The organism is Flavobacterium tructae (assembly GCF_001853485.1).
Taxonomy (GTDB): domain Bacteria; phylum Bacteroidota; class Bacteroidia; order Flavobacteriales; family Flavobacteriaceae; genus Flavobacterium; species Flavobacterium tructae.
Genome location: NZ_MIKE01000027.1, coordinates 42,614 through 56,909 on the forward strand (window position 1 = coordinate 42,614; position 14,296 = coordinate 56,909).

Annotated in this window: 14 protein-coding genes; 3 read left to right on the forward strand and 11 right to left on the reverse strand. The window is 34.1% G+C overall.

What is annotated here, in order from left to right:
• Nucleotides 1-100: 100 nt before the first annotated feature.
• The 9 genes from BHE19_RS19150 to BHE19_RS19190 all read right to left on the reverse strand — a co-directional run bounded on the left by BHE19_RS19150 (nt 101) and on the right by BHE19_RS19190 (nt 7,492).
• Nucleotides 101-1,237, reverse strand: coding sequence for a type II secretion system F family protein (locus tag BHE19_RS19150; RefSeq protein ID WP_070908433.1), 1,137 nt, complete (start codon nt 1,235-1,237; stop codon nt 101-103).
• Nucleotides 1,227-1,703 (reverse strand): PulJ/GspJ family protein, encoded by a 477-nt coding sequence (locus BHE19_RS19155; RefSeq protein ID WP_070908435.1) that lies wholly within the window; start codon nt 1,701-1,703, stop codon nt 1,227-1,229. The genes BHE19_RS19150 and BHE19_RS19155 overlap by 11 nt, the downstream gene beginning before the upstream one ends.
• Nucleotides 1,685-2,029 carry a hypothetical protein gene (locus tag BHE19_RS19160; protein WP_070908437.1) on the reverse strand — a complete coding sequence of 115 codons (345 nt, stop codon included), beginning with the start codon at nt 2,027-2,029 and terminating at the stop codon, nt 1,685-1,687. Before BHE19_RS19160 ends, BHE19_RS19155 begins: the two co-directional genes overlap by 19 nt.
• Nucleotides 2,017-3,300 carry a hypothetical protein gene (locus BHE19_RS19165; protein ID WP_070908438.1) on the reverse strand — a complete coding sequence of 428 codons (1,284 nt, stop codon included), beginning with the start codon at nt 3,298-3,300 and terminating at the stop codon, nt 2,017-2,019. The genes BHE19_RS19160 and BHE19_RS19165 overlap by 13 nt, the downstream gene beginning before the upstream one ends.
• Complete coding sequence (locus tag BHE19_RS19170; protein ID WP_070908440.1) at nt 3,297-3,782, reverse strand: hypothetical protein; 486 nt, start codon at nt 3,780-3,782, stop codon at nt 3,297-3,299. Before BHE19_RS19170 ends, BHE19_RS19165 begins: the two co-directional genes overlap by 4 nt.
• A 5-nt stretch (nt 3,783-3,787) precedes the next feature.
• A complete protein-coding gene (locus BHE19_RS22925; RefSeq protein ID WP_070908442.1) occupies nt 3,788-4,726 on the reverse strand; it encodes a hypothetical protein in 939 nt (312 codons plus the stop codon).
• 3 nt (nt 4,727-4,729) lie between these two features.
• Nucleotides 4,730-5,707: a tail fiber protein gene (locus BHE19_RS19180; RefSeq protein ID WP_070908443.1), complete on the reverse strand. Its 978-nt coding sequence runs from the start codon at nt 5,705-5,707 to the stop codon at nt 4,730-4,732.
• Between the two features lie 64 nt (nt 5,708-5,771).
• Nucleotides 5,772-6,707: a hypothetical protein gene (locus BHE19_RS19185; RefSeq protein ID WP_070908444.1), complete on the reverse strand. Its 936-nt coding sequence runs from the start codon at nt 6,705-6,707 to the stop codon at nt 5,772-5,774.
• A 56-nt stretch (nt 6,708-6,763) separates the two neighbouring features.
• Entirely contained in the window at nt 6,764-7,492 is a 729-nt protein-coding gene (locus BHE19_RS19190) for a hypothetical protein (protein WP_070908445.1), read from the reverse strand.
• A gap of 467 nt (nt 7,493-7,959) precedes the next feature.
• Between BHE19_RS19190 and BHE19_RS19195 the strand changes: the two genes are divergently transcribed.
• A complete protein-coding gene (locus BHE19_RS19195; protein WP_017497576.1) occupies nt 7,960-8,718 on the forward strand; it encodes a LytR/AlgR family response regulator transcription factor in 759 nt (252 codons plus the stop codon).
• Between the two features lie 34 nt (nt 8,719-8,752).
• Here the strand turns inward: BHE19_RS19195 and BHE19_RS19200 are convergent, their stop codons facing one another.
• Nucleotides 8,753-11,104, reverse strand: coding sequence for a TonB-dependent receptor (locus BHE19_RS19200; RefSeq protein ID WP_070908446.1), 2,352 nt, complete (start codon nt 11,102-11,104; stop codon nt 8,753-8,755).
• A 210-nt stretch (nt 11,105-11,314) separates the two neighbouring features.
• On the opposite strand from BHE19_RS19200, the gene BHE19_RS19205 reads away from it, so the two are divergent.
• A complete protein-coding gene (locus BHE19_RS19205; RefSeq protein WP_233431402.1) occupies nt 11,315-12,403 on the forward strand; it encodes a sensor histidine kinase in 1,089 nt (362 codons plus the stop codon).
• 4 nt (nt 12,404-12,407) lie between these two features.
• On the forward strand, nt 12,408-13,112 hold the full coding sequence (locus BHE19_RS19210; protein WP_070908448.1) for a LytR/AlgR family response regulator transcription factor: 705 nt from the start codon (nt 12,408-12,410) through the stop codon (nt 13,110-13,112).
• A gap of 18 nt (nt 13,113-13,130) precedes the next feature.
• On the opposite strand, the gene BHE19_RS19215 is transcribed toward BHE19_RS19210, so the two are convergent.
• Nucleotides 13,131-14,144: a zinc-binding alcohol dehydrogenase family protein gene (locus BHE19_RS19215; RefSeq protein ID WP_070908449.1), complete on the reverse strand. Its 1,014-nt coding sequence runs from the start codon at nt 14,142-14,144 to the stop codon at nt 13,131-13,133.
• Nucleotides 14,145-14,296: the final 152 nt, after the last annotated feature.

Genomic DNA, 14,296 nt, shown 5'->3' on the forward strand with positions numbered 1-14,296 from the left:
ATGCTCTATATCATTACTGCTTTTCTATTAAGATATACATGTACTCACAGACCAATAATTTAGGGATATCTTTTACAACTTTCCTATTCGTGTTTTTTAATTATCCAATAGCACTACTAAGCTGGAACATTGGCAAATACATCGCAACAAGTAAAACAGCTACCAGAACTCCTACAAAAAGAATAATAAAAGGTTCTAAAACTGTTGTCATAATCTTAGATTGCTGAACGACTTCCTGATTGTACTGTTCACTTAGTTGTTTGAAAACATATTCAGTTTGATTCGTTTCTTCAGCCACTTTTACGAGAGATATAATTCGATTATCAAAAAGCGGAGTATTTTTTAAACTTGAACTCAAACTATTCCCTTTTAAAATACTTTTCTCAACTTCCCCTAATGCTTCCTGCAGCGGTACAAATCGAATCATTTTCTTTACCATCTGTATACTATTCAGCAGCGGAACTTTTGCAGTGGTAAGTAGCGTAACGGCTTGCGTAAATTGTGCCAGATACACTTTGGTCATAAAACTGCCTAACACTGGAATTTTGATAAGAGAATAATGCAATGCCCTTTTATATCTGGCATTATTTTTAAAGAATCTTGTTGAGAAAACAAAAGCAATGAGGATCACTATAAAATAAACTCCATAAGTTTTGGTAAGACCTGATAACTGAACAATTATTTGAGTCAAAAAAGGGAGTTCCATATTGTTTTGCTTAAAAATATCCTGAAACATAGGTACTACATAACTTAACATGAAAATCACCACCAAAACTGCCGTACTTAGCACAATTGAAGGATAAGTCAGCGCTGCTACGATGATACGTTTTTGTTCATTTTTACGTTCAAAAAAATAGCCCAGTTCATTACATACCTGTGCTGTTGTTCCCGTTTCCTCACCAATCTGAATGGAATAATATTCATATTCTGTAAATGATTTCGAAGCAGACAAAGCTTCTGAGAATGGTTTTCCATTTACAACCTGATTGAGTATCGACTGAATTAACTCTTTGTCGGCAGTCTTTTTTAAAGATTCTACGATCAAAGACAAGCCTTCTTTAAAACTTACTCCGGCCTTAAGCAAGACAGCTAATTCCTGATAAAAAGCCTGTTTCTTTTTGTTATTAAAACTGTCTCCAAAAAGAGAAATTTCCTTTTTCAACAGGTCTTCAATACTGCTGGATTTTTTAGACTGAATTGTTTTTTTATTTGGTGTATTCTCTACTTTAAAGGCCATCTTCCTGATTCATAAAAAAGGTTACATCATTTTTCCTGGATACGAAAATCTGGTAATCAGGCAACTCGCTTTCTGCTAATATTGAAATTGCATCAACCGAACCTGATTGTACTTCCTTTCCTTTAAAAAAGATTTTATTTGGATTAATTTTTAGTTTAATAGTATCACGATTTCTCATTGCAAATTTTTCTTTGAACGAATACATAACCGTGTCTATTTCTGAAGTCATTAGTAAAATTTGGTTCTGATCGTCAAAAACTATAGTATGGGGTTCATTAAAATCCTGCCAAAGCTGTTGTTCAAAAAGAGCCAATCTGGTTGTTTTATCAAAATTACTTTGAATGGTGTGAATTTGTTTTTGTACCAAACGCAGTACGCTAAATGCCATACCCACCACAATTGCCGTAATAATCATAACGACTAATAGTTCTGACAATGTAAATGATCTTAATTTTCCTGTTGCCATAGTATTTGCTGCTTTGAAATTTCTTTTTTCGATCTTATATTTATGGCTGAAATATTAATAATTTTTGTGGTTGAACCAGGGTCCTGACTAATTTGGATATCCCAATCTTTATAATTTTCTTGATAAGGTACTTTTACAGCTTTATTTTGAATTTCATACTCTAATTCACTTATTCTGTTTTCTATCATATGTGTATTTTTAGAAAAAGTATTTAGCACAAGGTTGTTCAAAACTAAGCTTGCAATTACAAATACGATTACAATAAGTACCGTAGCTACAAGAGCTTCAACTAAAGTCGCTGATTTTACTTTTTTTAATACATCCATTTCAAAACTGATTTAGGTTCTTGTTCTAAAGGGATGCCGCCATAAACAACCGATATAGTTTCATTTTCAATAGTCGCATTGTACACATGATTCATAAAAATTGACCCTGCCTGATTGGCTACAAATTGTTTCGTATATACACAACCGGATACCGTTCCTCTTAATTCAAAATTACCATTACAATAGACCTGACCTTTTACTCTGGCATCTTTCTCTAATACAATCTGAGTTTGAAAATCCGGTTTTTCTTTGGTCTGAAAGTAAGCGATACATCCTTTTACCGTACTTCCGCTGTCGATTAATATCTGATTATCTGAAGAAACACTCAAATTTTGGTCTGAATCATTTTTGTTATCCTGAAAAAGAACTAATGCCGATGGAAAGCCTAGATTACATTTTTTCCCTAATACAATTTTTTTTGAAGCTATCGCCTGAAAACTGCCAATAGTTCCGTCTTCAATCTCAATAACCGGAGCTATTAGAATGATATCATTAAGCAAAGCACTCTTTCTGATTTTAATTGCGGTTTCTGATTTTATAATAATATTTCCTGAGATTCTTTTGTTTTCCAAAATGATTGGCTGAACGGCATAATATCCTTTTGTTTTAGCTTTAAATGAATTGACAATTCTTGATACTGAAAACAAATTTATATAATCCCCGGGATCGTTGATTTTGTATTCTTTAAGATAGTACTGAATTGCATCTGTTTGAATTTTTCCCAGCTTTGGCAGTTCGGTGCTGCTTTTTTTTATAGTTCCATAAATAAGCTGTCTTCCATAGTAACTGTTTCCTGCTATATAGCCTGAGTTTACACCCTGAATTGGTAAAAAAGCAACTCCACGAATACTTGTAGTCCCCACTACAGTTAAAGCATTATGAGTTTCCTGAAGATAAAGAGTGGGAGATTCATTGGCTCGTAAAAGAGAACCAATAATAGCTGACTTGACAAATTTCTTTTTTCGAAAACGTGCTTCAGAAATTCCTTTTTGAAAAATACCCCATTGCGATAAATGAACTTTGACAATCTGATTTTCTTTCTTGATAAAATCAATACGGATAGTATCAGTATTAAGTTCTTTTTGTTCTAACAAAGAATAAATTCCCATATCAACAAACTGAATGTTTTCGATAGCGCCTTTTGACTGCTCCTTCATATAGATAAAGGTATAGGCGTAAAGAATTAAGCCTGTTAAGAGTAATGCAATCAATACAGCTACAAATACAGTAAATTGTAAGGCTCCGGATTTAATTTTAAACTTTAACTTCAATCTTGCAGCATTATAAGATTTAGTTCTCCTTTGTACTTTACATATATAGATTCTTTATCACCAGATTTCAAGAAGATCTCATTTTCAGTATCTCCAATTTTCATGAAATAATTTTTTTTGTCAATGATAAGCACGAAAACCTTATTTTTTTCTTTGTTGTCAGATATTAGTCCTTTATACAGAATTACGGGCCAAACTAAAGCTTCTTTGGGTTTAATCACTTTAGGTGACCTAACTCCTGATGGCTTAGCTTTTGGAGTTGTATTCTCTGCATACATTTTCCCCAAAAAGGGATCCCTGTAGTTCACATCAATAGTAAAAGACTGCCTTTTATTCAATTTTAACGGCTTGATCATTAACTCAGGGGTATTGTCGATAATTATTTCATCGGAGTTGGTGAAAGAAAATAGCTGAAACAACACAGCTCCCCACACCATCAACACGATCGGTAAAAGAATATAGATATTTTTTTTATTCTTCATTTATCTTATTTCTGACGTAAATCACTTTCAATTTTATTAACTCTCAAAACTAAACTTTTTAACGATTCGATTTCTTCAGATTGTGTATTAATTTTTTTATTCTGTTCAATCATATAAAGCGTCATTTCTTCAATTTTTTGAAGCAGTTTAGCATTCATTTCACCCACGTTTATTCCGTTTTTCAAAACTTCTTCTTCACTTGGAATATTTTCTAAATGCCCCTTTTCAGCAATATGTTTTTCAACTTCTTTAAGAGTTGGCAAATTATAGTCTTTTTTGAAAACAAAATCAGACCAGCCTGTCATGTCAATTTTTACTTCTTTAGAGTGTATGGTACCGTTTACATCTAGTTTGTTTGTTGGATTTCCTGCTCCTATTCCAACATTTCCATTATCCATTATAGTAAAACGATTACTGCACATTCCACCCTCTACACAGGCTAAATTATCATATGCCCAAAATTGTAAACTATTCCCATAAGGACCAGTCATATTATAAATATTCCAGGAACTTGCCGTTCCATTAGCCGTTTTTGAAGAATTTTTAAGCTGAATTTGACCACCGATAACATCAGAAACCGAGCTAATAATCACGCCTTTAAAAAAACCGTTACCTAAAACTTCTAGTTTTTGACTTGGATTTGTTGTTCCGATACCTATATTTTTGTCACTGGTAATTGTTAAAGCAGATCCGGTAATTCCGTAATCAATATCAAGGAATGCCACATATTCATTATCTCGAGCCTTAAAGTTCCATGGCCCGCCTGTATGACCATAAGGCTGAAGTGATAAACGATTAATTTGCCCAATTGTACCTGCAGAAGCCTCTTGTTTCCCGATTTTTAAACTGGTATCGTAATAAGCACTTCCAGATGTTGGGTAAGTATTTTGAGCAAAATTGATTTGTAATACAAATAATGAAGCTAATAAAAGTATTTTTTTCATCTTCTATTTATTTTGTTTTAATTTTAAACTAGATATTTCTTTTTTCATTTCCTGATTTTCCTTTTTCATTTCAATCATATAGAGCGTCAATTCTTCTATCTTTTTCAACAGACTCATATTCATCTCAGCCAGCATCAAACCATTTTTCTCAATATCCTGAGCTGATGGAATTTCAGGTAAGTGATTATTTAGTTTAATGTAATCCTCAACTTCTTTCAATGATTTTAATTTGTAATCGTTAGCAAAAACATAATCCGGCACTAGTGGTCCTGCCATATCAACACGAACTTCCTGAGTATGAATTTTCCCTTTTACGGTTAGTTTTTCGTCAGGAGACATTGTTCCAATTCCTACATTTCCATTTTGGATATAATGGTTTCCGAATCCGCTAACTCTTAAATACCCACTTGAGATTAAGTTATAATTTAGTTCATTTGATGCTGAAAAATCAGGTATATTAACTCCACTCGGTGTTTGATTAATTTTGATTTGATTTTTGTCGGTAACGACATCGACCCTTTCTTGTAAATAAGTAATTTTAATTCTATAAGTGGCATAATCTCGAACATCGAAAAATATTGGTAATTGTTTGTTGACATAGTCACCAAGATAGGTACTTAAATCTGTAGGCGAACCCAGTACAATTCTTCCGGAATGATACATTCCATTTGATTCAACAAGTTTAACAACAGGCGAACCGGTATTAGCCCCTTGATGGAAACCATTTTCAATAACGTATCTTTCATAACCGGTGCCATAAGAAACTTGAAAAAGTTCTATTATAATCAAGCCTCCAGCTTGCCAGTGGTAAGAATTATAGCCAACAGAGGCGATTTCATATCTTCTTGCCTGCATATCAGCAGCTGATAATCCAGATATAACACTTGTTTTTACACCATTTTGATCTATATGCGTTTGTGCAAAAAGAAATGAGGAGAAAAAGAACGCTAAAAAAGGAATAATTATTTTATTAAAAAGCATGTTTATCAGTATTTTAAGTATTTATTTTTGTAAAATGTTTGAAAAAAAATGTGAAATTTCATTTCTAATTTATCGTAAAATTAAAAACAGTACTTCTCGGACTCACATTACCCGCTTCATCAAATGATTTGATAAACCAATAGTAAGTTCCTTTTGTAAGTGTTTTGCTGTACGGTGTAACGGCTTTGTCTTTAAAATTTAAATTGGTGAGAGTACTTTCAGTATAAACATAAATACTGTCTTTTTCAGGACTTCCAGCTACCGGAGTTCTGCTCCATTGAAAATTTACGCTTGTGTTTGTACCTGAACTCGCATTTGCCGGGCTCGATAGAACCGGGGTATTTGGAACTTTAGTATCTACCAAAATAGATCTTGAAGTATACAAAGTTTGCGACGTACCATTACTCGCTCTTACCTTCCAGGTATACTTTCCTTCGTCAAAAGTAAAATTAAGCAGCACAGTAGCTGTAGTTTGATCTTTTACCAGAGTATTATTTTCATCTAAAACCTGAAGCTGATAAGAAGTCGCTCCCAAGATAGTCTCCCACGATAATTTTTGTAGTGCCGTCTTGGTCGTTAAATTATTAGCAGGAGTTAATAAGATTATTGTATTATTTTGAAAATCATTATTGTTTAGAACTTCAAAGCTTCGTTTGGTATAAACCGTTTCGTAACCACTATTCACAGCTTTTACACGCCATTCATACTTTCCAATATTTAGTTGTTGGGAAAATGAGTTCTTTGATACCAGAGTATCTCGAACTAACTGTTGAGGATTATCAAAATTAGGTGTTGCAATCTGTAATCTGTATTTATCAGCATGCTGAACATTCTCCCAAGAAAACGAAACTCCTGAAGAAGAGAGCGTAACATTATTCCCCGGAGCAACAAGGACTACATCCTTCTTAGATATATCCGGAACAAGAAGTATCTCTTCGCAGGATGAAAAACTTAACATTACTACAAAAAAGAGCAATGTAAGGAACGAAATTTTATTCATAATAAAATAGAATTAAATATTTTGAGTACTTAACCACAGATTTAGTGGCAAGTGATCTACAGGTCAAATAAACTTTTGTTTTTTTTCTTTGGGGTGATTCTTTTTTCCGTTACTCCTTTGCAACTACTATACTCCCCAACAATATCAGCTACATACCACTTCCCTTTTTCGGATACACTCCAACAAAAAGAACTTACCTGATAAGCCACTATAGTTTCTGAATTAATATCGATCGTATCCACTTTTTTCCCCAATTTAAACAAAGCAATACTGTATTTTTTATGCAAATTGTTGATTAAATAGTAGGCATCTGCCTGTCTGATTTTAGTAATCTCATTAGCAGATAAATTAACCGCAAGACTAGAAATAATTTTTGAAGACTCCGTGTTTACTAATAGATTTAAAATCTCAGTATTATAATCTGAATTTATTTCGTGAACAAAACCGGCGATATCTAAAACCTTTATCGTTACCAATTCAGGTTTTATAGCCAAACTATCGATAAAAGCCACTTTAGTTTGATTTTGATTGTACTTCGCTTTCGACTTATAGATTTTGTCTAATTTTTTGTTGTAAGGAACTACGCCAATCTCGAGACGAATATTATTCTGAAGTTTTGGAAAAGCCTTTGTTTCAAATATATTTTGATTATAAGAAAGTTTTGACTCTCCTATACTCCCTATCTCTACGATTGAAGAGGAAAATTTATACTCTTCATTTTTAATTTTGGTTGTTTGGCAAGCAGTGCAAATTAATATTGCCAGAGCCACAATCCTTTTCAACATACTACTGATTTTTAATGAGATAACATTATTTATTAAAGTTTCAATAAATAACTACTATCAATTCTTTTTTTCTTAAAATTTTGCTAACAAAACTAGTGAAATTGATGTAATTGACTGTTAAATTTTATTTTTATTTTGAGATTTTTAAGACCTCTAATTTCAGATATCCTCTTTTACTTTTTTTAACTTTTATAAAGTAGTGATTCTCTACAATGCGAGTGTCCTTAAAACTGTATTCGTAATACAATTCTTTCTTTATATAATTTATACAAACTAATATTGACTTGAATATTAGACCCTAATAGTCTCTACTCATTACAATTTATATTCTTTTCACTAAAATTATGCTAAATACAGTAATCATGTATAATTCAAAAAAAGTGCAATGATTTAGAATCATTGCACTTTACAACCTCATAACTTTTCACAGCCCTAAGTTTTTTTTAACTTTACAAAAAATAAACGAAATGAAAATAGTCATCATTGAAGATGAACATCTCGCCTCCACCTATCTCAAAAATATTCTGGAAGAGCAGACTATCCTTCCGATCAGTGAAATTACAGTACTGAAATCTGTAAAGGGTGCTGTTGCCTTTTTTAAAGCGAATACCGTTGATCTGGCATTTATGGATATTCATTTGGGAGATGGTAAAAGCCTCGATATTTTCGAGCAGGCTCTCGTGTCATGCCCCGTTATTTTTATCACTGCTTATGACTCTTATGCGGTAAAAGTTTTCAAACATTTTACTATCGATTATCTTCTTAAACCTTACGAAGAAGAAGAATTACTCGAAGCTTTGCACAAATACAAAAACATAAAAGAAACCTTTAACAGCAATTCAGTTGTGGAATCTTTAGTTGAAATTGAGAATCAAAGTAACATTCAGCATCATTTTTTGGTGAGCCACAGAGACAAACTAATTTCTGTTAACGACACTTCAATTCCCTTTTTCTTTGCCACCGGAAAACATTTGTTTATCTACACCAACTCCGGCAGTAGTTATCTGTACAATAATAATTTGAAAGACCTCATCAATAAACTCGATCCGGCTCTTTTCTTTAAAATCAACAGAAAATATATTATCAACCGCCATTCTGTTCAGGAAATTGTGAAACATTCGAGCCAGAAAATCGAAATTTTACTGAATGTTACCGTTCCGGATACAGAACCTATTATTCTAAGCAAAAAGGAAATCAATAATTTTAAAAACTGGCTCGATTCCTAAAATTCAGTTGGAGTAAAGAATATAAATTTCCAGACTATTCAGAATCCGGAAGTCTGTCGGCTTCATTCTTTTTTCGGTTGAAACGGTAAATTACAGTCAGCCTGATATATCTTCCCTGCGAACGAAACTCTGATTCTAAATAATAGAGCGGTGTGCTGACTGTTTGTTTGGTTAGTTGTGAATTGAAAAGGTTGTTCACGTTTAAAGTAACCGACATTTTATCATTAAAAAAGTCCTTGTTTAAACCAATATTGGCCGAGTATTGTGCCTCGGTAACCGATTGAACTCCCTGATTTTTACCTCGGTATTTAAAACTAAAATCACCTGAAATTATTTTTGGAAACTTCACAACCGAACGAAAGCCCGACAACCAGGTTTCGTCTTCCACATCATAGACCACCTCTTTGTAAGTGCCTTGCTGTTTAAATTTGTAGTAATTAAAATCCAAAGACAGTCTCAGCCATTTTGTTGGACTGTAAGTTGAAGAAACTTCTGCTCCAAAACGATCTTCAGTGTCCAGATTTACCGGTGTTCTCACAAAATAATTTTCATCTGTGCGCTGTAAAATATACTCGAAAAAATCGGTAGTGTGCTGATAATATACAGACGGATTGATGCTAAATTTTCCGGGTTTAGCCAGTAAAGTCAATTCAAAAGAATTCGTAAACATCGGATTCAAATCAGGGTTTCCTACGGTAAGATTGCGCAAATCTGAAAGCCCGGAAAAAGGATTCAACTGCCAAAACCTCGGACGGTTGATTCGTTTGCTGTAGCTAAGCTGTAAATCTGTTTTCTCGGTTAGATTGTATACTAAATGAACAGTTGGAAACAGGTTGATATAATTTTTAGTGTTGCTGAACAAATTCTTTGAATCGGCAATTTTAATATCGGATAATTCCGCCCGCAAACCTGCCAGATAACTGAACTTTTTTACTTTACTTCCAAACTGAATGTAACCACTATAGAGGTTCTCGTCATATTTTAATTTATTGGTAAACTGATCCTGCAAAACTTCATCCAAAACCGTATAATAATCACTTCTAATGGCGCGCAAATCACTTCTGATTCCCATCTCAATTTTAGAATTTTCGTTTATCGGATTTACAAAATCAGACTTTAGAAAGATATCGTTACTGCTTTCAATATCACGGCTGTACAGATTAGAAACTTCCGGTTCATAAGGCATCGTTTTTTGCTGATCGATGTATTGATTTTCATCGTCGTGCCAAAAATCATATTGCAGGCTGGTCGTCCATTTTTTATCCTTTTTATCAAATGTTTTTACATAATTTAATTCTAAGGCATTGTAAAACTTTGGTTCCTTATAATTTTCGTGGCGATTGATGGTACTGTCAGTTGCATTACTGGCGTTGGCATACTCGTACTCAATAGCCGTTTTGTAATTGTTATTGTTTCTGTCTCGATAGTAGCTTCCGGTTAAGGTATTTTTGGCATTAATGTAATAATCTCCTCCTATGTAAATATTGTAGATACTATTATTTCTTCGGATATCATCGTATTGATTCAGCGTGGTTACTGCATTGTTGCTGGTATTGTGCTGAAACTGTCTGTTGGAAGCAAAAACGTCAATGTAACGGTATCCTATATTGGAAAACAAATTGACTTTTTCGGTTTTATAACTCACATTGGCATTCAGACTATGATTTGCCGGATTTCCTATTCCTGCCTGCAGCGAACCGTTAAATCCCTGCATACTGTTTTTCTTTAGTATGATATTTATAATTCCTGCACTCCCCTGCGCTTCGTAAGCCGCTGAGGGATTTGTAATAACTTCTACCTTTTCAATATTCCCCGCCGAAATTTGAGACAAACCGTTATTAGCGGTTAACATGGATGGTTTTCCGTTAATTAAAACCGTAACACCGCTATTGCCTCTAAGGCTTACGGCCCCCGCAATATCCACATTTACTGAGGGAACATTATTCAAAATATCGTTAGCTGTTCCGCCTTTTGAGAGAATGTCTTTTCCAACGTTGAATACTTTTTTATCCATTTTTAGTTCTACGGCCGATTTTTCAGCTACCACATTCACTTCATTCAGTTCATTAACTTCTTCTTCCAGTAAAACGTCTTTTAAAATCAGATCTTTCTGAAGTGAAATCGCGTTTACGGTGAATGGTTTGTAGGATATAAATTCGATTTTCAACTGATAATTTCCGGGAGGACTCTTGAAAACATACATCCCGTTTTCATCAGAAGAAACCGTTCTTTTTTTCTGATCAGACGATTCCAGCGTGACGGTAACATAGGACAGAGATTGTTTTGTTTTTGAATCCATAACTTTTCCTTTAAGCGTAAATTCATTGGTCTGTGCCACAGCCTCAAAGCCTAAAGAAAGGATGATGAGTAAGATGAGCTTTTTCATTTTTGGTTTCGTTTATAATTTTCACCAAAACTCTTCTTTAATTGTATGCAAAAATTAAGCGCATGCTATACAGTTCTTTCAGATCGATCAACCATTAAATAACGAGTATTAACGATGTTTATCTACGTTTTTTATGCGTTAATGTCATTTTTGAACCTGTTTGTCGACACATTCTTTCTCTTTCTAAATAAATACTAACTTTGGTCTGCTATGCCAATATTCGAAAAACTCATCAACTATTCCTCAGCCCACAGAGTTCCAACACATATTGTGTTTTGGTTCTGCCTGTATATTATGTTCCTTGGTAAAAACAATTTTGATGATCCTGCATTAAACATTCCAAATGAAATGCTGGGAATTGCATTCGATCTGTTTTTCTCTATGCTGTTTGCCTATTTCCTTTCCTATCGTATTCTTCCGCGCTTAATGACGCCCAAAAATCACAGTATGGTCTGGCTTGAATTTATAGTGGGCTGTTATCTTATCTCGGCTATTAACCGAACTATAATCATTTATGTACTGGAACCTATTGTACGTACCCCTCCTTTTATACAGGAGTCCATTTTTGAAATCTTTACAGATATTTCAAAGTTGTTTCGATCGTATTTTATTCAATCCTTTTTTCTTTCTTTATTTTTTGTTTTTGTAAAACAGGTTAAAAACCAGTATTTAGTTCAGAAAAAAGCATTGTTACTGGAAAAACAAAAGGCAGAAACGGAACTAAAAGTGCTGAAAGCTCAATTGAACCCTCATTTTTTGTTCAATACGCTCAACAATATTTATTCGCTTTCCCTTGTTAACTCGCCCATTACTTCACCATCAATTGCGGTTTTGTCTGAAATATTAGATTGCATTTTATATCGTTGCAGCGGTACTTATGTTCCTGTTTCGCAAGAAATTGCTTTGCTTAACAATTATATTGCACTTGAAAAATTGCGATATGATGAAAGGCTCAGTGTCATTTTTAATACCGATATCGACCATAATGATGTTATTGCGCCTTTAATTTTACTTTCATTGGTAGAAAATGCTTTTAAACATGGTGCCGGAGAAGATACGGATTCCCCCGTTATAGTTATTGATTTAAAACTAAAGAACAGTCATTTTACTTTTACGGTTAAAAACACTATTGGGAAGAGTGAAACTGAATCTGAAAACGGTAAAATTGGACTGAACAATATCATACAGCAGCTGGACAAAATTTATCCGGAAAATTATACTTTTGAGGTTACCAAAAACGATACTCATTTTACAGCCCATTTAGAAATCAAGCTGCAAAACGATTCCAACCAAGCTTAGAAAAATGAAAATAAGATGTTTATTAGTCGATGATGAGCCTTTGGCCATAAACCTGCTGCAAAATCACATCAGTAAGCTGGATTATTTTGAGATTGTAGGAACCTGTCCGAATGCCTTAAAAGCTGCCGAAGTATTAAGAACTACGGCTGTTGACCTGATGTTTCTGGATATTAAAATGCCACAGATCACGGGAATTGATTTTTTAAAGACATTGAAAAACCCTCCGGCTATTATTTTCACAACGGCTTATCGTGAATATGCTTTGGAAAGCTACGAACATGACATTGTAGATTATTTACTCAAACCTATTACTTTTGATCGCTTTTTTAAAGCCACCGATCGTTATTTACGTATCAGTGGCCCCAGCAATACAAAAATTATAACGCCACCTCTCGAGAGTTTTATTTACATCAGAAGCGGTACTAAATTTCATAAAATCAATACGGACAGTGTTCTGTTTATTGAAAGTGTGAAAGACTACATTGTAGTTCATCAGAAGGAAGGTATAAAACTAACCTCTAAATACAAAATCGGCGATATTGAAGCGGAACTTCAGGGAAAAGATTTTCTTCGCGTACACCGTTCTTTTATCATCAATTTAAAAAACATTACAGCCTTTACCGCTTATGATGTTGAAATTGGCTCCATAGAAATTCCTATCGGGGCAAGTTACAAAGAATACGTTTTTAAAATATTAAAAGGTTCATAACCTTATCCCTGCTTGTCTTTAGAACTTAATAGCAATTTTTCCTATAGTCTTCCCTGACTCTAAAAGTTCATGTGCTTTTTTGAAATTCGCGACTGTTAAACCTGTTAGCGTTACATTTAGCGTTGATTTTAGCATGCCCTGATCTAAGAGATCAGCCAATTTATTAAGAATAACGTGCTGTTCCTGCATATCATCGGTTTCATACATCGATCGTGTGTACATAAGCTCCCACGAGAAGGAGACACTTTTATTTTTTAGTTTGTTCAGAGCCACAGGATCACTGCTTCCGGTAATAGAGGCAATATGCCCTTGCGGTTTAATCAATTCTACCATAGTATCCCAATAAGAATTCGTATCTACAAAATCTAAAATAAAATCAACCTGTTGAAACCCGGCTTCCTGAACCGAAGCAATTAAATTTCGGTGATCAACTACATAATCGGCTCCCTGCTCTTTGCACCAGGCTATAGTTTCTGGGCGGGATGCGGTTGCAATAACCGTGAGACCCGCTACTTTTTTGGCCAATTGAATAGCGATCGAACCTACTCCTCCTGCCCCTCCAATAATTAAGATCGACTTACCTTTATCTTTTTCAGGATTGATTCGGATGCGGTCAAAGAGAATTTCCCAAGCCGTTAAACCGGTTAAAGGTATGACTGCCGATTCTTCAAGGCTTAAGAACTTTGGTTTTCTGCCTACAATTCGTTCGTCAATACTCTGGTATTCGGCATTACTGCCAGGTTTGGTAATATCTCCGGCATAAAAAACTTCATCTCCCACTTTAAACAAGCTTACTTTCTCTCCTACCGCTTCAACAATACCCACAGCATCCCAGCCTATAATTTTCGGAGTTTCTAAAACGGTATCTTTTGTACTATTTTGACGAATTTTAAAATCGACGGGATTAACAGATACTGCACTAATTTTCACTACTAAATCACGCTCTCCCGGAACGGGCTTTGGAGTTTCAAATGCTATAAAACTCTCTTCTTCAGCAATTGGTAACGATGTTTTAAATCCTATGGCTTTCATCTTTATAATTTTTAAGTTCTATTATTATTACAAAGATAAATACAGTCCGAATCTTACAGACGGTATATTTTTATACTAAACCAGTATATTCTTATCAAAAGTCAATAGCACTTTAGAATTCTCAAATACTAAAAAAAAAGCTGATCCTAAAA